A 24,101-nucleotide genomic window follows, 5' to 3' on the forward strand; every position below is an offset into this window, starting at 1 on the left:
CAAGGACGATCCCCACCTGCGCGGTGTCCAGCATGTGGCGCACGCGGTCGGCGGGTGCATCGGTGTCGATCGGCACGTACTGCCCGCCCGCGGAGATGATCGCATGGATGGCGACAACCATCTCGATGGATCGCGGAATGCACACTCCGACCGCGATATCCGGTCCGACGCCGTGGCCGATGAGGTAGCGGGCCAGGTCGCCGACGCGGGAACCGAACTCGGCGAAGTCCACGGTTCGTCCCTCGAACAGGAGGGCGGGGGCCGTCGGCGTGTGACGGATCTGCGCGGCGATCGCCGTGTCGAGGGTGGTGTGCGGCGTGGTGACCTCGGCGCCGACAGACAGTTCCCGCACCGTGTCGATCTCGTCGGCGGACAGCAGTGGGGTGTCGCCGACCGGTGTCGACGGGTGGGCGGCCAGATCACCGAGGAGCCCGACGAAACGGGTGGCGAGACGTTCGACGGTGGCGGCGTCGAACAGGTCGGTGGCGTACACGATGGAGCCGCGCCAGCCGCCGCCGGATGTGCCGATGGCCAGATCGATGGTGAGGTCCACCTTCGCCGACGGCTCACCCGCCGAAACGGGTGTGGCCATGAGGCCGGGCAGCTCGATGGTCGTGGGCACATTCTGGTCGACGGTCAGCAGTACCTGCGCCAGGGGCGCGAAGGCCTCCGAGCGGGTGGGATCGACCTCGTCGACGACATGTTCGAAGGGGACGTCGGCGTGCGCGAATGCATCGAGATCGACCCGCCGGACGTCGTCGAGCAGCTCGGCGAACGTTGCCGCGGAATCGATCTCGGTGCGCAGGACCAGGGTGTTGACGAACATGCCGACGAGGCCGTCGAAAGCCTCGTCGCCTCGTCCGGCGATGGGCGTGCTGACCGCGATGTCGGTGGTGCCGGACAGCCGCGAGAGCAGCACCGCCAGTGCGGCGTGCACCACCATGAACGGTGTGGTCCCGGTACGGGTCGCGATCGCGGTGATCGCCTGCGCGACGTCGGCGGGTACGTCGACGTCGACCGCCGCGCCGCGCAGCGATGCGACCGCCGGACGCGGCCGATCGGCCGGGAGGTCCAGCACGTCGGGCAGCGATGCCAGTTGGTCGGTCCAGTACCGCGTCTGGCCCGCGATGGCCGAGTCGGGATCGTCGGGGTCACCGAGCACCGCCCGCTGCCACAGCGCATAGTCGGCGAACTGGACGGGCAGCGGGGTCCAGTCCGGTGCGGTGCCGGCCGACCGCGCGCGGTAGGCGGTGAGCACGTCGGCGACCAGGGGCGCAAGCGACTCGCCATCCGCGGCGATGTGGTGCACCACTAGTGCGAGAACGGATCTCGATGTGTCGCCGGCCTCGGTCGCCAGCACGGCCCGGATCGGCAGTGATGCGGCGATGTCGAATCCGGTCGACACCGCTTCGGTCACCGCCGCGCTGACCTGGTCGGCCGACCCCTCGATCTCCCGCCAGGACAACAGGGTGTCGATGTCGGCGACCGGGTGGACGATCTGTTCACCGACACCATCGGTCTCACCGAACGTGCTCCGCAGCACCTCGTGGCGGCCGATGACGTCGACGAAGGCCGCCCGTAGCGCAGCCGTGTCGAGCTCTCCGTTGAGTTCGAGCACCGCGGGGATGTTGTAGGCCGGTGACTCCGGGTCGAATCGGTTGATGAACCAGATGCGCTGTTGCGAGTACGACAGCGGCAGGTGCTCGGCGCGCTCGAGCGAACCCGGGGCGATGGACGGCCGCGCCGTTCGCGCACCGGCGGTGACCAACGCGGCGAGTTCCCGCACGCTCGGATGGTCGAAGATGTCGCGCACGGCGACGTCGCGGTCGAAGTGTGTCGCCAGGCGCGCGGCCAGACGGGTCGCCGACAACGAGTTCCCACCGAGGTCGAAGAAGGACTCCACGACGCTGACGGTCTCGCGCCCCAGCAGATCGGCGACGATCTCGGCGACGGCGGACTCCTCCACGGTCGCGGGGGCGACGTGATCGGCGTCGGCGTCCCACTGCGGCAACGGCAGCGCCCGGCGATCGAGCTTGCCCCCGGTGGTCAACGGGATCTCGTCGAGCACGATGATCGCCGAGGGGATCATGTGGCGCGGCAGACGGTTCCGCAGGGAGTCGGTCAGCTCGTCCGGGTCAGGCGCGTCGGTCGTATCGTGTCGCGGCACCACGTAGCTGACGATCCGCATGGAGTTCGCCGGCCCGCGTACGCCCACGGTCACCGACGTAGCGACGCCGGGCTGTGCGGTGAGCATGCCGTCGATCTCGCCGAGTTCGACACGCTGGCCGTTGATCTTCACCTGGAAGTCGGCACGTCCGGCGAACTGAAGACGATGGTCGGCGGTCCAGCGGACGAGGTCGCCGGTGCGGTACATCCGGCTGCCGGGTTCGCCGAACGGTCCGGCCACGAAGGCGGCGGCGGTCAGCCCCGGCCGGTTCAGGTAACCGGACGCGAGCGCCTCGCCCGCGAGATAGAGCTCGCCGACCGCGCCGACCGGGACCGGATGCAGTCGCTCGTCGAGCACGGCGACCGAGAAGCCGTTGATCGGGCCGCCGATGGTGATCGGCTCGCCGGGGTTCACCGCCGCAGACGTGGCCCAGACAGTCGCCTCGGACGGTCCGTAGAGGTTGAACATCTGTCGGCCCGGCGCCCAGGTCGCGACGACCTCGGGTGGGCACGCCTCACCGGCGGTGGTGAGGTGGGCCAGCGTGGTGATCGGGGTCGGATCCATCGTCGCCAGCACCTGCGGGGTGATGACGGCGTCGGTGACTCCGCTGTCGACCATGACTGACACGAGTTCGGGACCGGCATACACGTCGGCCGGGGAGATCACCAGTGTGGCACCGAGTCCGATGGCCCAGGCCATCTCGAAGAACGCGGCGTCGAAGCTGGGTGACGCGACGTGCAGGACCCGCGTGTCGGCCGGGTCGGACGAGATCGTCCGTTGTGCGGCAAGGAGGTTCGCGATACCTCGGTGAGACACCGCGACCGCCTTGGGCCGTCCGGTGGAGCCCGAGGTGTAGATCAGGTAGGCGATGTCGTCGAGGCGGGGTGCGCGGATGCGCTCGGCGTCGGCGATCATCTCCGGGGAGAAAGTTTCCAGGCGAAAGCTGATATGCGGGTCGTCGACGGCCATCCAGGTGACGCCGGTGAACTCGTCGGCGAGACCCGCCTGTCGAGTTGTCAGTGCCAGTGACACACCGGAGTCGGCGAGCATGTGCGCGATCCGGTCGGCCGGTAGCGTCGGGTCGATCGGCAGGTAGGCGGCTCCGGTGGCCAGCACCGACCAGACCGCGACGACGGAGTCGGCCGACCGGCCGATCGCCACCGCCACGACGTCACCCGGACCGACACCCTCGCCGATGAGCAGGCGACCGAACCGCTGTGTGCGGGAGATGAACTCGTCGTAGGAGACCGATTCGTCGGCGAACACCAGCGCAACCCGGTCGCCGGGAACTTCGCGCTCGGCGACGATGTCGGTGATCGTCCGGGGGGTGATCGTGGCCGGCTCGGTCAATGGCGTGAGCGCTGCGCGGTCGGCCGGATCGATGACGACGACATCGCCCGTCGCCACATCAGGCGCGGCGACGAAGCCCTCGAGCAGGTTCTCGTACATCGCGGCGATGCGGCCGACCTCGTCGTCGGAGAAGGCCCCCGGGAGGAACTTGAACGTGAGGGCGAGTTCATCACCCACGGGCGCGGCGGCGAGGTTGAGCGGGTAGTGCGTGGCGTCGGTCAGCGAGACGTCGGTGATCTCGAGGCCGGCCGCGGAACTGCCGGCGCTCACGGCAGCGGCGTCGACCGGATAGGACTCGTAGACGGTCAGGGTGTCGAACAATGCCTGATGGCCCGCGGCCGAGGCGATGTCGGCGAGGCCGAGGTGCTGGTGGTCGAGCAGTCGGGCCTTGGTGTCCTGCAGCGCGATGAGCCCCGACCGCACCGAACGGCCTGGGTCGACCTCGACGACGACCGGCAGCGTGTTGATGAACAAACCGATCATCGACTCCACACCGGGCAGCTCCGGCGGGCGCCCGGAGACGGTCTCACCGAAGGTGACGGTGGTCCGCCCGGTCAGACGGGACAGCAGCACGCCCCAGGCGTACTGCAGGATCGTCGGGACCGTGGTGTCGGTGTCGCGGGCGAGCCGGGCCAGTCCGGCGACGACGTCGGCACCCGCCGTGATCACCTCATCGCGAGGCAGTTCCGTTGCCGTGGGCCGATATCCGGGTCGCACGAGGGTGGGGCCGTCGACGTCGGCGAGGGTGTCGCGCCACAGCTCGAGACCGGCGGTGTCGTCGCGGTTGTCCAGCCAGTGCAGGAAGTCGGCGTAGCCGGCCGGCCCTTCGTGACGGTCCTCCGCTAGCGCTCCGGACCTCCTCAGGGATCGAGGGGAATCGTCCTCGCCAGCGTCACCCGGACGCACGGATCGAGGGGAATCATCCTCGCCGCCATCACCACTCGGCACCGCTCGGGGGGAATCGTCCTCGCCGGCGTCACCCGGACGCACGGATCGGGAGGAATCGTCCTCGCCAGTGTCACCTTCCGCTCCCTGAGGAGCGAGCTTGCGAGCGTCACCTTCCGCTCCCTGAGGAGCGAGCTTGCGAGCGTCACTTTCCGGTCCCTGAGGAGCGAGCTTGCGAGCGTCACTTTCCGGTCCCTGAGGAGCGAGCTTGCGAGCGTCACGAAGGGCCGACCCTTCGTGACGGTCCTCCGCTAGCGCTCCGGACCTCCTCAGGGATCGGGGGGAATCGTCTTCGCCGCCATCACCACTCGGCAGCGATCGGAAGGAATCGTCCTCGCCAGCGTCACCTTCCGCTCCCTGAGGAGCGAGCTTGCGAGCGTCACCTTCCGCTCCCTGAGGAGCGAGCTTGCGAGCGTCATGAAGGGCCGACCCTTCGTGACGGTCCTCCGCTAGCGCTCCGGACCTCCTCAGGGATCGAGGGGAATCGTCCTCGCCAGCGTCACCCGGACGCACGGATCGGGGGGAATCGTCACGAAGGGTGACATAGTGCGTGAACAGCTCGGCGAGGACGAGCGGGTTGGACCACCCGTCGAGCAGCAGGTGGTGGTTGGTGATCACGAACCTGTCGGTGCCGCCGGGGAGGTGGATCACGCGGAACCGCAGGAGCGGCGGCGCAGCCAGATCGAACGGTGTGACGCGGTCGGCGAGCGCCAGCTCGGCGGCACGAGCCTCCGCCTCGTCGGGCGCGAGGTCGGTGAGATCGTCCACATCCCAAGACAGGTCGACGTCCGACGGTACGACCGCGACCGGGGTGCCGGCCCCCGTCCGCACATACGCCGAGCGGAGCACCACATGGTCGGCGAGAAGTCGTCGCGCGGAGGCGTTCATCCGCTCGACGTCGATGCGCCCGGCGACATCGATGGCGCCCTGCGTCACATACACGTCGACTCCGGTGCCACCCTCGTCGGCGGCGGTCTGCGCCACCTCGGACTGATAGAACAGGCCACGCTGCAGTGGTGTGAGCCGCCACAGGTCGGCACCCGGATACCGCCGGGCGAGATCGTCGATCTCCGCCTGATCCAGCCCGGTGGACGCGATATCCGACGGGCTGAGACCCGGATCGCCGACCTCGTCGACGTGCGCGACGATCTCGGCCAGTGCCCGGACGAAACCGTCGGCCAGTGCGGTCACCGAGTCCTCGTCGAGAACTGCTGCCGGAACACCGAACTCGGCGTGCAGGACGCGTCCGTTCGACGCCGGGACAGTGTTGACGTTGACCGCCAGTTCGGCCAGAGCGGCCATGGCACCCGAGACGGTGCCCGGCAGCCGGGGCGCATCGACGACCGGCACGAAGGCCACCGACTGTCCTTGGTCGACGCCGACACCGGCCGCGTCACCGCGGCCCGCAGCCCCGGCACCGAGGAAGTTGAAAGTGATCGGCGGCAGCGGCCGTGCGGCAAGAGGCGAGTCGGGCAACAGGTAACGCAGTGCGCCGAACGCGATGCCGTCATCGGGACGCTCCGCAACGGCCTCCTTGGTGGCCTTCAGGACGGACGTGAGATCTGCGGTCGGATCGATCTCGACCGTCAGCGGCGACACGCTGGTGAACCAGCCGACGGTGCGCGACAGGTCGGCGTGGCCCTGATCGCCTGCGATGTGTTCTTGGCGCCCGTGGCCCTCGATGAGGATGGACACCGGAACCTTCACACCCTTGTGTCGGGCGACTGCCAGGCCCAACGCTGCCAGCATGATGTCGTCGGCACCGGTCCGGAACGCCGAGGCGACACGTCCGAGAACCGCCTCGGTGACCTCGGTGGGAACCTCCACGGTTTCGGAGCGGACGGTCGACTGCCGGTCGCGTGCCCGGTCGAGTGGTGCACCGAGATGCAGCGGGCCAGCAGGCAGATGTCGTTGCCACAGATCGAGTTCGGAGGTTCGGGTGCCCGCGAGGTCGTCGACGACGGCGGCCCATCGGCGCATCGAGGTTCCGGCCGCCTGCAGGCTGATCGGCTGTCCCTGCCTGGCCTGGGAGGCGGCGACGGCCAGATCGGTGACGATGGACCGCCACGAGACCGCGTCGACCGCGAGGTGGTGGACGGCGACGACGAGATGCCCGGTGCGCTCGCCGCGACCACGAATACCGGTGCACGCGATCATCCGTGCGGCTGCCGGATCCAGACGGCCCAGCGCATGGGCGTGCGCCGTGCGGATCTGCGACTCGACGTCGTCGGTTCCCGTGCGCGCGGCCGCATCGTCGGCGGTCCACAGCGACAGGACATCGGCACTGTCGAACTCTTCACCCGCCTGCATCGCCCAGCCCTGGGGCGTGGCGGTCAGCCGCGCGGACAGCATGGGATGATGGCTGATGACGGCGTCCAGCACGGTGTGCAGGTGCGCTTCGTGGACGTCGCCCGGGAGCGACAACACCAGGGCCTGCGAGTAGTCGGCGAAGTCTGTCGGGCCGTCGGCGTGTTCGAGCATCCAGTGCACTGTCGGCGTGATGGCGATATCGCCGACCGCCCCGCCCGGCAGCTCTTCCAGCGTCACACCGCCGGCGGTCTCGGCCGCCCGGGCGAGAGCGCGAACCGTCTTGTGCTCGAAGATGTCCCGCGGGCTCACTGCGAAGCCGGCGGCACGGAGCAACGACGACAGCTGGATCGACATGATGGAGTCGCCGCCGAGCGCGAAGAAGGACTCGGTCACACCGACACGTTCGACGCCGAGCACGCCGGCCACCGTGTCGGCGATCCGCCGTTCGGCGTCCGTGTCCGGCGCGGCCGTCTCAGCCGGTTCGGTCGACGAGAAGTCCGGCGCGGGCAGCGCCCGCCGGTCGAGTTTGCCCGCGCTGCCCAGCGGCAACTCGTCGAGGACGGTCCACACCGTGGGGCGCATGTACTGCGGCAGGGCCGCGGCGACCGCAGCCTCGGCGGCGGACACGTCGACCGTCGGCGCGGGCGCCAGGTAGGCGACCAGGTGTTGCGCACCACCGGGTGAGGTCGCCACGGTGGTCGCGGCATGGACGACGCCATCCACGCCGGCCAGCACCGATTCGATCTCACCGAGCTCGATGCGCTGTCCGCGCAGCTTCACCTGGAAGTCGGTGCGGCCCAGATATTCCAGCTCGTCGCGGCTGTTGACCCGCACGAGATCACCGGTGCGGTAGAGGCGCGAGCCGGGCTGCCCGTACGGGTTGGCGACGAAGCGGTCCGCGGTCAGGTCGGGACGCCCGGCGTAGCCACGGGCGACCTGGACGCCGCCGAGGTAGAGCTCGCCGGGGACGCCGACAGGCACCACGCGCATGCGTGAATCCAGCACGAGAGTCTGGGTGTTCCACACCGGCCGGCCGATCGGCACGACGTCACCGACGACATCGAGGTACTGGTGGGCCACCTCGACGGCGGCCTCGGTCGGCCCGAACAGATCGTGCAGGCCGGCCCGGCCGAAGGTCTCCCGCGCCGTCGCGGCAACGCTGGGCGGCAGCGCTTCTCCGGAGCAGAACACGTAACGCAGGTGTGTGAGGCGGGCCAGCTGATCGGCGGGCACGACGTCGAGGAACACCGACAGCATCGATGGCACGAAGTGCACCGAGGTGACCCGATGGGCTTGCAGCACGTCGGCGAGATAGCCCGGGTCGGTGTGCCCCCCATGCCTCGCGATGAACAGGCGCGCTCCGGCCATCACGGGTGCGAACAATTCCGGTACGGACACGTCGAAGGTGTACGGCGTCTTGAGGATCACCGTGTCATCGGAGTCGAACGGGAACCTCGACAGCCCCCACCGGAGCCGGTTGAGCACCGAGCGATGGCTGACCGTGACGCCCTTGGGCCGTCCGGTCGAGCCCGACGTGAAGATGGTGTACGCGGCATGATCGGGCCGCAGCGGCGCGATCCGGTCATGATCCGTGAGCGGGCGTGCCTGCGGAGATCCAACATCCACCGCGAGGGTGGAATCGACGACGATCGTCGGCACGTCGACTGCGTCCACTGACCCTGGCAGGTCGCCATCGCCGACGAGCAGTGCCACCGCACCGGAGGTCTCGACGATGTACCCGGCCCGGTCACCCGGCGCCTCGGTGTCGATCGGCACATACTGGCCGCCGGCGGCCACCACCGCGTGAACGGCCACCACCATCTCGACCGATCGTGGGATACACACGGCCACCGCGATGTCCGGACCCACACCGAGTTCGATCAACCGACGGGCGAGCGTGTTGACGCGGGCGCCGAACTCGGCGTGGTCGAGGACGCGATCATCGACCACCAGTACCGGCGCATCGGGATGTTCTGTGCCGTACTCGATCACGGCGTCAGGCAGAACCTGTACGGGCATGTCGACCACGGGCCCGGTGGTGACGTCGATCTGTCGCGCCGTCTGCGCGTCATCGATGATGGCGAGATCCCCGATCACCGGATCCGTCTCGGTCTGGACGCACCTGGCGACGGCGGCGAGGACGGCGCGGAATGCGTCGGCGAACCGCTCTGCGCTACCGTGATCGAAGAGATCTGTGGCGTAGACGATCTTGCCCCACAGCCGACCGTCATCGGTCTCCGTGACGCCCACGGTCAGGTCGAACTTGGCGGCGTCGGCACCCGGGTCCTCAGCCGTGATCTCGAGGTCGCCGACGACGGTGGGTCCGAGCCCGCTCTGGTCGAACACGAGCAGTACCTGCGCGAGCGGTTCGAAGGACTCCGACCGCACCGGGTCGAGGGCCTCCACGAGTCGCTCGAACGGCACGTCGGCATGCGCGAACGCATCGAGGTCGTCACGTCGAATGCGGTCCAGCAGTTCGGCGAACGAACCGTGGGGTGACACCTCGGCGCGCAGGACGAGGGTGTTGACGAACATGCCGACGAGGTCGTCGAGGGCCGCCCTGCCGCGACCTGCGGTCGGCGTCGCGACCGCGATGTCGGTCGTCGCGGACAACCTGGCCAGCACCACCGACAGCGCGGCATGGATGACCATGAATGTCGACACCCCACGCTCGGCGGCGAGGCGTTCGATTCCGTGTCGAAGGTCGGCGTCGACCACGTAGTCGACCGAACCGCTGCGCATCGACGCGACCTTCGGGCGCGGTCGATCCGTGGGGAGTTCGAGCACGTCGGGCAGTCCGGCGAGCCGATCGGTCCAGTAGCCGAGTTGCCTGCTGATCTCGGCATCCGGGTCCGTCGTGTCGCCGAGGAGTTCGCGCTGCCAGAGCGCGTAGTCGGCGTACTGCAGCGCCATCGGCGTCCAGGTCGGCGGGTTGCCCTGTGCCCGCGCGGTGTACGCGGCGGCGATGTCGCGGGCGAGGACCGGTCCCGACTCGCCGTCGGCGGCGATGTGATGGACGACCATCACGAGGAGGTGTTCGTCTGCTCCGATCGGTGCGAGCCGTGCCCGGATGGGCAGTTCACGGGCGACGTCGAACCCACGGGTCATCGCCGAGCGTGCATCGATGTCGGTGGTGATCGCCCAGTCCAGTTCGGTTGCGGCAGAGTCCTCGTCGAGAATCTGCTGCCGGGGCGTGCCGTCGGCGCCGGCCGGGTACACGGTGCGCAGGACCTCATGCCGGGAGATCGCGTCTGCGACCGCCGCTCGCATGGCGTCGGTGTCGACCGGGCCGCGCAGGCGCAGCACGACCGGGATGTTGTAGGCCGCCGACGTCGTGTCGTACTGGTTGATGAACCACATCCGTTGCTGCGCAAAGGACAGTGGGAGCGGCTCGGGACGTTGCACGGGTGCGAGTTGCGGCGCGCCGGCGCGAGCCGACTCCGCGGTCTCCACGTAGGCGGCGAGCTCACGGGTGGTCGGTGCGTCGAACAGTGCCCGCACGGCGACGTCGGCACCGAGGGCGTCGGAAACCCGTGCCACCACGCGTGTCGCCGACAACGAGTTGCCGCCCAGGTCGAAGAAGCTGTCATCCACCGACACCCGCTCGACACCGAGCACGTCGGCGAAGACCGTCGCGATCGTCTGCTCGGATTCCGTTTCGGGCGCCACGTACTCGCCGGCCGCGAACTCCGGGTCGGGCAGTGCCCGCCGGTCGAGTTTGCCGGCCGAGTTGAGCGGTATGTCGTCGAGCACCATCCACACGCTCGGTCGCATGTATTCCGGCAGCGCGTCGGCGACCGCCGCCTTCACGGCGTCGAGCTCGAAAGTCTCTCCGGGTCGGCCGGCGACGTAGGCCACGAGGTGTTCCCCGCCGGCCGGTGCCGCGGCCACGGTCGCGGACGCGTGCACGACGCCGGGTGCCGACGCGAGCACGGATTCGATCTCCCCGAGCTCGATGCGCTGTCCGCGCAGCTTCACCTGGAAGTCCGTGCGGCCCAGGTAGTCGAGCGAGCCATCGGGCAGGCGCCGCACGAGATCGCCGGTGCGGTACAGCCGCGCCCCGGGATCGCCGAAGGGGTCGGCGACAAAGCGCTCGGAGGTCAGATCCGGTCGTGCTGCATAGCCACGCGCCAACTGCACCCCGCCGACGTAGAGTTCGCCGGCGACCCCGGTCGGCACCGGGTGCAGCCGGGCGTCGAGGACGTGGGCGGTCGAGTTCCACACCGGGAGCCCGATCGGCACCGAACCGGTTTGTTCGTCGATCGCACCGATGTTCTGACCGGTGATCTCGACAGCCGCTTCGGTGGGCCCATACAGGTTGTAGAACAACACGTTCGGCAGCAGTGTCCGGGTCTCCACGGCGACCGCCGGCGGCAGGGCCTCGCCGGTCGTCGAGACGATCCGCAGTGATCGGAGCGAGCGCACCCGCTGCGCACCGGCCACCTCGAGGAACACCGACAGCATCGACGGCACGAAGTGCACCATCGTCACCTGGTGACGGGAGATCTGCTCGGCGAGATGAATCGGGTCGAGATGCCCGTCGGCCTTGAGCACGAGCAGGCGTGCACCCGTCATCAGGGGTGCATACAATTCGGCGACCGAGCAGTCGAACGTGTAGGGCGTCTTGAGCACGACGGTGTCCGACGTGTCGATCGGCAATTCGTCCAGACCCCAACGGAGTCGGTTGACGACCGCACGATGGGTCAGGGTCACGCCCTTCGGACGACCGGTCGATCCCGACGTGAAGATCGTGTAGACGGCGTGGTCGGGGCGCAGCGGGCCGCGACGTTCGTCGTCCCGCACCGCGGAGCCGCCGCCGGTGACGTGCTCACCACAGTCCACCGTCCGCACGGCGACACCCGCCTCACCGATGGCGCTCGGAACGTGGCCGGGGCCGACCAGTACCAGGTCGGCACCCGCGGTGTCGAGCATGTAGCGCACACGATCCGTGGGGGCCGCGACGTCGATCGGCACATACTGTCCACCGGCCGCACCGATCGCGTGGATGGCGACGACCATCTCGATGGATCGCGGGATACACACGCCGACAGCGACATCCGGGCCGACGCCGTCGGCGATCAGTACGCGGGCGAGTACGTTGACACGTTCGGCGAGCTCACCGTAGGTGACGGTGCGCTCGTCGGACACCAACGCCGTCGCCTCCGGACTCGTCGCGGCCTGGCGCGCCAGCGCGTCCGCGGTCGTCTCGGCGTCCAGGTCGACCGATCGCCCCCGGGCCAGGGAACTCTGGCGGTCGGCCGACGAATCGTCGAGGAGGTCGACGTCGCCGACCGCACGGTCCGGATCGGCGATCACCTGTCGGATCACCCGGTCGAACATCGCGGCGAACCCGCTGATCGTGCTGCGGTCGAAGAGATCGGTCGCGTATTCGATCACACCGGACAGCGGCTGCGGCGCATCCTTATCCGCGCCTCCGCGAAGGCCCGCGGCCCCTTCGATGAAGGTGATGGCAAGGTCGTGATCGGTGAGATCCCGGTACTGCTCCAACAATTCGGCGGTGACACCGGAAAGCTCGAACCGGACGTCCTGCGCATCCTGCAGGAGCAGCAGGACCTGGAAGATCGGTGAATGCGATGTGCTCCGGGTGGGCTGGAGCTTCTCGACGACCATGTCGAAGGGGACGTCGGCGTTGCCCAGCGCGGTCAGGTCGCGGTCTCGGACCCGGCCGAGAAGGGCCGCGAACCCGCCGGCGGGATCGACGTCGGTGCGCAACACCACCGTGTTCATGAACATGCCGACCAGGTGATCGAGCGCCGGTTCACCGCGCCCGGCGTACGGGGTGCCGATCACGACGTCGCGTTCGCCGGTCAGACGGTGCAACACGACGGTCCACACCGCGTGCAGGACCATGAAGAGCGACACGTTGTGCGCCCGCGCGAAGCGGCCGATGTCCGCCACGAGCTCGGCGTCGACCTCGAAGGTCACGGCGTCGGCCAGGTGGGATCGGACCGGCGGCCGGGCCCGGTCGGTGGGCAGCGCGATCAGGTCGGGGGCACCGGCGAGGTCCTGCTGCCAGAAGTCGAGCTGCTGCGCGGCAATCGATTCGGGGTCCCCGGACTCGCCCAGCAGAGCTCGCTGCCAGAGCGTGTAGTCGGCGTACTGGACGGGCAGCGGCGACCAGGACGGAACCTCACCGGCGCGCCGCGCGGTGTAGGCGGTGATCAGGTCAGCGGCGAGCGGGGTGAGTGATCCGCCGTCGCTGATCACGTGGTGGGCCACCAGCACGAAGAGGTACTCACCGTCGGCCCGCTCGAACAGGCGCGCGCGGATCGGCGGTGCGGCCTTCAGGTCGAAGCCCACGCCCATTGTGGCGGCGAGCGCGGCGTCGGTTGCCGCCGTGTCGTCGGCCGCGATCCGGTGCGGGTCGGCGATCTCCACGTCGGGCTGATAGCTGCCCACCGGCAACACGACCTGTTCGGGCACACCGTCGGAGGCCGGGAAACGGGTGCGCAACACCTCGTGTCGCTCGATCAGATCGTGCACCGCCGCGTCGAGTGCCGACGGCTCCAGCTCGCCACGGAACCGCAGGACGAGCGGGATGTTGTAGACGTGGCTCCCCGGATCCAACTCGGCGAGGAACCAGATCCGGCGCTGCGCATGGGACAGCGGGATCGGGGCCACCCGCTCGGCCGGGACGAGTTCGGGGCGGTGCACGTGCACCCGGTCGGCGACCCGGATTGCCAGATCACGGACGGTCGGCGACTCGAAGATGTCACGGACGGTGACGGTGACGTCGAGATCATCCGAGCATCGAGTCGAGATCTGAGCGGCAACAAGCGAATTGCCACCCAGACTGAAGAGCGACTCGACGACGCTGATCTCCTCGACGTCGAGTACCGCCTCGAAGACGTCGGCGATCTGCCGCTCCAGCTCTCCGCGAGGCGGCTCGTAGGAGGCAACGCTGACCGGGGCCGGTGTCGGCAAGGCCGCGCGGTCCAGCTTCCCGTTGACGTTGAGCGGCAGCTGATCGAGCACCACCACGACATCGGGAACCATGTACTCGGGAAGCCGGGCAGCCGCCGCGGCGCGGACCTCGGACACATCCGGATCGTCTGCTCCCGAGGCGGTCCCGACGACGTAGCCCACCATCATCTCGGGCTGATCGTCGCGCTGCCTGATCGCCGCGGCCGCGGCGTTGACACCGGGCGCAGACAGCAGTGCGGCCTCGACCTCACCGAGCTCGATTCGGAATCCGCGCAATTTCACCTGGTCGTCGCTGCGGCCGAGGTATTCGAGTGTTCCCCCGCGCGGGATGACCATGTCGCCGGTTCGATACATTCGTGCGCCGGGCTCGGACGGGTCGGCCACGAACCTCGTTGCGTTCAGCTCGAATCGGCCCAGATACCCCCGGGCGACCTGCCCACCGGCGATGTAGAGCTCCCCGGGTACACCGTCGGGCACTCGGGCGAGACGACGGTCCAGGACATGGCACCGGGTTCCGGGGATCGGCCCGCCGATGTCGGAAGCATGTGTGGCCGCGACGAACTCGACGGACAGCTCGCGCCGCGTCATGTACACGGTGGCCTCGGTCGGCCCGTACATGTTGTGCAACGCCGGTCCCGACTCGCCGTCGATCTCCAACCGATCGGCGTGCCAACGGCGGACCTGCGCGAAGTCCAGTGCCTCGCCGACGAAGATGATGTGGCGGATCGACCTCGAGAGCCGTCCGCGTACGGGTTCACGGACCGCGGCGGCGAGCTGGTAGAAAGCCGACGGCGTCAGGTTCACGACCGTGACCTGCTCGCTCTCCAGCACCCGGACGAAATCCGCGGGCGAGCGGGTGGTCAGGTAGTCGAGCACGACCAGACGGCCGCCGAAACTCAGCGACACCCAGATCTCGCCGACCGAGACGTCGAACGCATAGGACTGGAACATCGTCCACACATCGTTCTCGGAGAAGTCGAAGCTCTCCCCCATCGAGCGCAGCAGCGTGATGACGTCGTCGTGAGTGACCACGACGCCCTTGGGCGTCCCGGTGGAACCGGACGTGTACATCACGTAGGCGGGATGATCGCCGTGAACGCGCTCGAGCGGCTCGTACTCATCGCGTCCGGATTCGGCGTCGGCGACCGTGGACAGCCGGACATCGAGATCCGACCACGCCGCGACCGTCTCGTCGTCGGCGAGCACCATGAGTGGGTGTGCGTCGGAGACGATGGTCTGTAGTCGCTCGACCGGATGGGAACGGTCGAGCGGGAGATAGGCCGCCCCTGACTTGACCACACCCAACAGCGCGACGATCAGCTCCGCGGTGCGTGGCAACGCCACTCCGACGAGGACCTCCGGACCGGCCCCGGCTGCGACCAGGCCCGCGGCCAGCCGGTCCGAGCGTTCGTCGAGTTCGGAATAGGTGAGCGCGGTCCCGTCGAGATCGACGACCGCGGTTCGGTCGGCGAAACGATGGACGGCGGAACGGAACAGTCCGGGCAACGATCCGAGATCGGCCGATCCCATGATCGCGAAGGCGAGAGAACGGATCTGCGCCACGATCCGCTGCGACTCGACGGCGATCGCGGCCGGCTCCAGACCTTCAGTCTGGATCAGTCCGGTTACCGAACCCGATGCCGCCGCCTCGGCGTCGAGTCCACTGGCCGCGAGGACCCCCGCGGTCGCGGCGACCCGCTCGTGCAGCACGGCGAAGGTGATGGGCCCTGTCGCACCGTCGAAAGCAGTACGGCCGGGCGCGAGTTCCGCTGCCGCCGCGATGAGATCCGGGGTTGACGGCCGACGTCCCCAACACTGGGTGACACCGATCGACCCCACGTCGATTGCCGTCACGCCGGTCCGTGACCTCTCGCCGGGGACATGGACTCGGCGCCGACCCGGCGCGCTCGCGTGCGGACCTGCGCGACCACTTCGTCGAGATGATCCGGGCCCGCCGAGGCGAGGTCGGGGATCGAGCTCATCAGGGCCATCGTGAGGGCCGCGTTGCGGTCGGCGCCGGGTAGCGCAGCAGCCATCGCGACGGTCGTCTCGTGCAGACGTCCGAATGCGAGGGTGAATCCGTCGCGGTCCACGGCGATCGCCGCCGGATCGTCTTGCGCGGCACCGGCCACGAGGTCGGACAGGGCGGTCGCATCATCTTCCGTGTCGCCACCCGCCGTGTCGTGCTCCACGTCGAGCACGATGTCGCCCACCACGCAGTCCGTATCGCTCGCCACCGCTTCGAGTACACGCAGGTACCACGCGGCCAGCCCGTCGACCGTATCTCGATCGAAAAGATCTGTTGCGTAGAGCAACTCACCCTTCATCGCATCGTCCGGAGTGTCGCCGGCGGGATCCTCGGGGAAGAGCGTCAGCTGCAGATCGACCTTCGCTGCCGACAGTTCCTCGCTCTCCGGGGAGATCCGCAGACCATCGAGTTCCAGAGCCGGGAACTCGATGTTCTGGAACGCGAACATCACCTGGAACAACGGATTATAGGAGATGGGTGTGGCCGGGAGGACGCGAGAGACGATCTCGTCGAACGCCACATCCGTGTGTGCCATGTCGACGAGATCCTCGTTGCGAACCCGTTCGAGCAGCGACGTGAACGACTCGTCCAGCGAGATGCGGGTGCGGAGGGCGAGCGTGTTGACGAACATGCCGACCACATTGTCGAGCGCCGAGTCTCCACGACCCGCGTGCGGAGTCCCGATGACGACGTCATCCTTGCCGGTGACCCGTCCCAGCAGTACCGCGAACGCGGCGTGCGTGACCATGAAAAGCGTGGTGTTGTTCACACGCGCGACTGAACGCAATGCTCTGGCCAGCTCGGCCGGGATCTCGAACTCGACCGTCTGGCCGTCGAAGCTGGGCGTCTGCAGACGGGGCCGGTCGGTGGGCAGGGCGATCTGATCGGGCGCCCCGGACAGCCGGTCCACCCAGTACTCGAGTTGCCGTTCTCCCTCGGTGACACCGTCATCGGAGAGCGCCGCGAGCCGGTCCGCCTGCCACAGTGTGAAATCGGCGTACTGCACCGGAAGCGACTGCCACGCCGGCGCAGCACCCCGGCGGCGTGTTTCGTAGGCGGTCATCAGGTCTCGTGCCAGCGGCGCCATCGACGCGCCATCGGCGCTGATGTGGTGGACGACGAAGACGAGGATGTGCTCATCGGGCGCTTCGCGCAGCAGCGCCATGCGGATCGGCGCGGTGGTCACGATGTCGAATCCCTCTCCGGTCACCCGGGAGATGGCATCGGCGAGGTCGCCATCGATGTCGACGATCGGCAGCTCGAACTCATCGAGCACGTCCTCGGCCGGGATGATGACCTGGATGGGCGCACCGTTGACCATCGGATAGGTGGTCCGAAGTGTCTCGTGCCGTCGGACGAGGTCGGCCATCGTGGCGCGCAATGCCGCCGTATCGAGTCGCCCCGACAGCCGAAGTGCTAGCGCCACATTGTAATTGGCCGAATTCGGATCGGACCGGTTGAGCAGCCACATGCCACGCTGCACTCCCGAGACACCGACCATCTCGGCCCGGTTGCGCGCCGTGAGGGGTGGCGTCGCGCGGCCTGTCATCGTTGCGGTCAGGTGCGCCGCGAACTGGGCCGCGGTCGACTTCTCGAAGAGGTCCTTCACCGGCACCCGCCGGTCGAGGAGACCACCGAGGCGCGATACGGCCTTGGTGGCCGACAGCGAGTTGCCACCGAGTTCGAAGAAACCGTCGTGGACGCTGACCCGGGCGACGTTCAGGACCTCGGCGAAGATGTCCGCGACGACGGCCTCCATCTCACCTCGCGGCGCGACGAACTCGTGTGAGGTCGTCAGATCCACCGCGGGCAGCGCATTCCGGTCGATCTTGCCGGACGGCGTCAACGCGAAGTCATCCACCACGACGACACTGTCAGGGACCATGTAGCCCGGCAGATGCGCCGCCGCATGACCCAAGAGATCCTCGGGTGACACGGAGACGTCGTCGACGGTGGTCACGTACGCGACCAGTGCGGTCTCGCCGGATGGGCCGTCGACGCCGACACTGATCGAGTTCGACACGGCCATGTGATCCATGAGTACCACGTCGACCTCGCCGGGCTCCAATCGCTGTCCGCGAATTTTGAGCTGGAAATCGTTGCGGCCCTGGTAGATCAGTTGACCGGACGTGGTACGGATCACGCGGTCACCGGTTCGGTACATGCGCATTCCGGGCTCGAAGGGGTTGGCCACGAACCGCGTCACGGTGAGGTCTGGACGCAGATGGTAGCCCCGCGCGAGTTGCACGCCGGTCAGGTAGAGCTCGCCGGACACCCCGGCCGGCGACGGACGCAGTCCGTGGTCGAGAACCAGCGCACCGACACCGCACACCGGTGTTCCGATCGTCACGGTGTCCTCCGCGGTCATCGGGCCCGTCGCGGTGGCCCAGATCGTCGCCTCGGTCGGTCCGTACAGATTGAAGAAGTCGCGTTCGGCTTCCACCCATCGGCGCATCAGATCGGGTGGGCACGCCTCGCCGACGCTCATCACCGAACGCAGGCTCGTCACCGTGTTCGGCTCGAGCGTCCCCAGGGCCGAGGGCGTCATGACCGCGTGGGTGACGCCGGCGTCGACGATGACATCCTCGAGTTCGGCACCGCCGTAGACGTCGGCGGGACTCACCACCAGCCGGGCACCGACGCACAGCGCCATGAGCATCTCGAAGACCGAGGCGTCGAAACTCGGCGACGCCACGTGGAGCACGCGGCTGTCGCGGTCCACGGCGAACCGGCGTTGTTGGTTGTCGACCATGTTCGCCAGGCCACGGTGGGTGACGATCGTGGCCTTCGGCCGCCCCGTAGAGCCGGAGGTGTAGATGAGGTAGGCGATGTCGTCGACGCGGGATGCGGAGGTCAGCTCGCCGGCGGGGATCGGCGCGCCGCTGTGCCCGGCGACCTGGAGCTCGACGGATCCATCGTCGATGACGAGCCAGTCGAGGTCGTCGGGGACATCCTCGCCCGCCCCGGTCACGGTGAGACCCAGCATCGGAGCCGCGTCGGCGAGCATCTCGTTGCGGCGTGCCGCCGGATGACGGGGGTCGATGTTGACGAACGCGGCGCCGGTCTTCGCCACCGACACGGCGGCGAACACCGAGTGCGACGACCGGGGCATCATGATCGCAATCAGCCTGCCGGGTCCGGCACCGAGTGAGATGAGCTCTCGGGCCAGCTGATTCGTCCGGGCGTCGAAGACCGACCAGGTCCTCTCGCTACCGTCACCGACCACCGCGGGCGCCGCCTGGTCGGCGCGGATCGCACCGTCGCACAGCAACTCACGCAAGGTCTTCGGCGCGACGCGGGACGGCGCCACCTGTGCCAGGGCAGCGACGTCCGCAGCCGGTACGAGATCGATCCGTGCGATCCGCCGATCGGGATCGTCGACCATCGCGCGCAACACCGTGGCGAGGTGGCCGGAGATGGCGGCGGCGGTCGACCGGTCGAACAGATCAGTGGCGTAGGACAGTTCGATGTCGTACTGCGTGTCGGAGGTGTGCCCCCCGCGCTCGGCGACCGAGAACGCGAGGTCATACTTTGCCGCCGGTACCCGCGCGTCGAGCATCGAACCCGTTCCCGCCCACTGCGACAGTTCGTCGGACGGGTCGGATTGCATGGTCAGCGAGACCTGGAAGAGCGGCGTGTGCGCCGAGGAACGCGGCGGTGCGAGCTCGTCGACGACACGTTCGAACGGGATGTCGGCGTTGGCCATCGCCCGGGCGCGGCACCGATGAGCGGTGGTCAACAGGTCGGTCACCGTGTCTCCGGCCGCGACCGGGGTGCGCAGGACCACCGTGTTGACGAACATCCCGACCAGGTCGGTGACACGTTCGTCGTCACGGCCACTGACGGCGGTGCCGATGGCCACGTCATCGGTGCCGGCCAGGCGCGCGAGGACGGCGGCGAGCGCGGCGTGGAACACGGCGAACGGGGTCACCGAGGCATTCCGCGCGAGCGCGCGGATGCCGTCGACGAGATCGGCGTCCAGGGTCGTGTCGACATAGCCGCCACGTCCGCCGGCCACCCGCGGCCGCAGACGGTCCGTGGGCAGCGCCAACAGGTCATCCATTCCGGCCAGTTCGGCACGCCAGAAATCGATCTCGCGCGCCGCCAGCTCGGTGGGGTTGTCCGCGTCACCGAGGAGGCGCCGCTGCCAGAGCGCGAAATCGGCGTAGTGGACCGGCAGGGAAGCGAAGTCGGGTGCGTCGCCGGTGCGACGGGCCTCGTACGCGATCAGCAGATCGGAGATGAGCGGCCTCAGCGAGAATCCGTCGGCCGCGATGTGGTGGGCGACGACGACGAGGATGTGGCCGTCATCATCGGCGAGCAGAGCCCACCGGAACCCCACTTCGACCTCGAGGTCGAAGCCGCGGCGCGCCTCGTCGGCGACGGCGTCGGCAACGGTCTCCTCGATCCGCCGCACCGACACATCGGTGAGATGATCGAGGTCGGCGACATCGACGATCTGCTGCACGGGTTCACCGGCCACCGACGGGTACCGGGTCCGCAGCGATTCGTGCCGATCCACGACATCGAGCACCGCCCGCCGCAGGGCGTCGGTGTCCACATCCGGACCGAGGCGCACCGCACCCGGCATGTTGTAGGTGGCCGCCTCCGGGTCCATCCGATTGATGAACCAGAGTCGGGTCTGTGCGTGCGAGAGCGGCACCGACTCGCCGCGATCGCCACCGGGCACCAGCTCCGGCATGCCCTCGGCGAGATCTTCGGCGCGAGCAGCCATCTCGGCGATGGTGGGAGCGTCGAAGATGTCGGCGAGCCGCAACGACAGCGCGTGCTCGGAGCGCACCCGAGACGCCAGTCGCGCCACGGTCAGCGAGTCGGCGCCGGCGGTGAAGATGTTGTCGTGCAGTCCGATCCGTTCCGTGCCGGTCAGCTCTTCGATGATCGCGGCAAGCGTCTTCTGCACCGGCGACGTCGGCGCCGCGAACGGTACATCGTCGGCGACGACCGGTGCCGGCAACGCGGCCCGGTCGAGTTTCCCGGACGCGTTGACCGGGAAGTCGTCGAGGACGACCACCGCGCCCGGCACCATGTGCGACGGCAGGAGGCGGCGGCACAGGGCCAGCACGTCCCGCTCGGCGAGCGCGGCGGACGTTGATCGCACATAGGCGACCAGGGTCGTCGGGGTCTGGTCGCCGTCTGTGGTGACGGCGACTGCGGCGTCGACGTCGGGCAGTCCGCACAGGACGGACTCGATCTCGCCGAGCTCGATCCGCTGGCCGCGGATCTTGATCTGGAAATCGGTGCGGCCCAGGTACTCCAGTTCGTACTGGTCGTTCCAGCGCACGAGATCGCCGGTGCGGTAGAGGCGTTGACCGGCGGTGCTGAACGGGTCGGCGACGAACCGGCCGGCGGTCAGATCTGCGCGTCCGATGTATCCGTGGGCCAATTGGCTTCCGGCGATGTAGAGTTCGCCGGCGACACCGACCGGTACCGGACGCAGCCGCGAGTCGAGGACATGCACCCGGGTGTTGGCGACCGGCCGTCCGATCGGTACCGGTCCTTCTCGGTCGTCGACGCGGTGTTCGGTGACGTCCACCGCGGTCTCGGTCGGCCCGTACAGGTTGATGAGGTCGACGCGACTCGACGCGGCAACCTTTTCGGCCAGAGTGCGACTGAGCGCCTCGCCCGAGGCGAACACCTGCCGCACGGTCGGGGCGAAAGCGGCACGCGCGTGCCCCGCCGGGCCGTCGGTCCGGTGCTGACCACCCGAGTTGATGTCGACATACGCGTCGAGCATCGACGGCACGAAGTGCAGCGTGGTGACCCCACTCGATGCGATGAGATCCGCGAGGTACTCGGGGTCGCGGTGCCCATCGGGGCGTGCGATGACCATCCGCGCGCCGCGGGCCAACGGCCAGAACAGTTCCCACACCGAGACGTCGAAGGTGATCGGCGTCTTGTAGAGCACGGCGTCGGCGGCGTCGATCGGGTAGTTCTCCTGCATCCAGGTCAGTCGGTTGATCGCCGCGCGGTGACCGACCTCGACGCCCTTCGGCGCCCCGGTGGAACCGGACGTGAAGATGACATAGGCCGAGGCGTCACCGCCGGATCGCCTGGCCGCGATCGGTGTCGGGGTCTGCGCTGCGGTGTCGTCGAAGCCGGTGGTCTGCAGGTAGTCGGTGTCGACGACAACCTGTGCGCCGACGATATGGGCGATCAGAGCCCGTCGGCTCGGCGGCTGTTGCGGGTCGACCGGGACGTAGCTGCCGCCTGCGGTGAGCACGGCGTAGACCGCGGCCACCTGTGCGACACCGCGATCGAGCGCGACCACCACATGGTCACCGCTGCGGACGCCATCGTCGAGGAGACGTCGGGCCAGGGCGAGACGGAGACCATCGAATCGGGCGTATGACCATGTTCGGTCCCCGAACTCGATGGCGGTCGCCTCCGGCGAGCGCCGGACCTGCTGCTCGAACGCGTCGAGAAGCCGGGCGCCCTCGTCGGGAGTGTCGATGTCGGGACCGGCGCCGGCCGCCAGCAGTTGGTGCTGCTCGTCCTCGACAAGCAGTGCGACATCACCGATGACGAGGTCGGCAGCAGTGGGCAGCTGTTCCAGGAAGGTCACGAATCGACGCAGGTGTCGTTCGAGCTCATCCTGCCGATACAGCGAGGGGTTGCCGTGCAGATCGACGGTGAGCTGTTCGTCGGGACCGGCCTGGTACAGGTTGACCCGAAGGTCCTCCAGAATCCCGGAGGTCAGGATCTGATAGTCGACTTCTGCGCCGACGAGCTCGATGGGCTTGTCGAAGAACATCATGTTGATGATCGGCCCGAAGGACGCGGTGTTGGAGCTGCCCATCCCGGCGTCGACACGCACGTCCTCGAACCGATAGCGCTGATGACGCAGCGCGCCGGTCATCTCCGCCTGGATCTGCGCGACGAGTTCGTGCAGGGTCCGCCCGGTGACGCCGCGGGCCACGACGGGCAGCATGTTCGACAGCATGCCGCCGGCTCGCTTGATGCGGGCGGTGGCACGCCCGGTGACCGGCAGGCTCAGCACCACGTCGTCGGTGCCGGTCATGCGCGCGAGGTAGGCGGCGAATCCTGCGGTGAGCACGACCGCCGGGGAACTGCCCGCGGCCGCGGCGAACTCCTCGAGAGTCTTCTGCACGGCCGGGTCGAGCTCGGTGCCGGCGATCACATTCGCCGGCCGCAGCGGCGCGATCCCGGCGGTCGTGGCGAGGCTGACCCGCTCCGGAAGATCGGCCGCATGCGCCGTCCAGTGCGCGCGATCGGATGCACGTCGCGAACTGTCGGCGTAGGCGAGGTCGTCGGCGACGAGGTCGGCCAGATCGGCTCGGGGCTTGGTTGCGGGCACGGTGCCGGTGGACGCCGCGTTGTAGCGGTCGAGCACCTCGTGCATGGCCGTCAGCGCGGCGTAGCCGTCGATCGCGATGTGATGGGCGCGCAGGTACCAGAACGCACGGTCGTCGGCCACCCGCAGCAAGCTCGTGACCACGAGTTGATCGGTGCGCAGGTCGACGGTGCGCTGATAGTCCTCATCCATCCACCGACGGGCCGCCGAGAGCGGCTCCGACTCGGAGCGGAGGTCGACGATGTCCAGCCGGAAGTCGACGGCCGGATCCACCACCTGTTTCGGGATGCCGTCGACCTCGACGATGCGGGTGAACGGGGACTGCAGGTCCCAGCCCACCTCGCGCACGACATCTCCCAACAGGGCGATGTCCAGCGGCCGGTCGGCGTCGCGGATGTCGAGGTAGTTGGCGACGATGACCGAGTAGTCCGACGACAGGTTCTCGGCGAACCACATGCCCCGCTGCGCGGCGGTGAGCTCCAGTGGCCGGATACCCGAGACCTCCGCCACGCGTTCGTCCGCGTGTTCGGTCGGGTCCATTCCACTCGCTCTCGTCGGGCGACGTGGAGATGTTCGTCGAGCGTTTCCGCACCCGCTCTGGGGTACGACACGTCGCGACAACTCCATGTCTCGTGCGTGCAATTCCCGTCTCACCGATCAGCACTGCTGATGGCGCTCCGGCCCCCCGACCCAAAGAACGTGCTCTGTCCAGCATATTAGTGCGCGAAACTAACCGTTCTGGACCTCCGTATGTCGTCGGAGGAGACCGATTCGTTACAACGCTCGCTGAAGCGTTCGACGTCGAACCGTAACGAACACCGACCGCCAGACGGTAATCGGAGTGTCGGCCTTTTCGTCGACTTGCCCGTACCTTAGGGACTCAACCTGTGGGAATGCTGTCTTGTTCACGGCAGGTTGCCGTGTGTCGAGGATCGGTTGAGGTACCGCGCAACTGCCCTGCGTAAGTTGAATCGGTAGGCCTTCGCGGCCGATACCGTCGATCCGGAGAAGGGAGGCCCGAA

The 24,101-nt window shown here is 68.5% G+C and carries 2 protein-coding genes (1 of these 2 only partly in view); both read right to left on the bottom strand.

Features of this window, described 5'->3' with window-relative positions; genetic code table 11:
• Positions 1 to 15,571 carry the 5' end (the start) of a non-ribosomal peptide synthase/polyketide synthase gene (locus tag ACVT6V_RS25310; protein ID WP_489896830.1) on the bottom strand. The gene continues 39,053 nt to the left of window position 1, outside the view, so 15,571 of the gene's 54,624 nt are visible here — the first part of the coding sequence; the start codon lies at positions 15,569 to 15,571; its stop codon lies beyond the left edge, outside the window.
• A complete protein-coding gene (locus ACVT6V_RS25315) occupies positions 15,568 to 23,619 on the bottom strand; it encodes an amino acid adenylation domain-containing protein (RefSeq protein ID WP_489896831.1) in 8,052 nt (2,683 codons plus the stop codon). Before ACVT6V_RS25315 ends, ACVT6V_RS25310 begins: the two co-directional genes overlap by 4 nt.
• Between the last annotated feature and the right edge of the window lie 482 nt (positions 23,620 to 24,101).

This window comes from Gordonia sp. LMA167 (genome assembly GCF_058130025.1).

What these genes read in the sequence shown, in the direction of transcription:
- ACVT6V_RS25315 (WP_489896831.1), bottom strand. Translation starts at nt 23,619, where the DNA reads ATGGACCCGACCGAACACGCGGACGAACGCGTGGCGGAGGTCTCGGGT.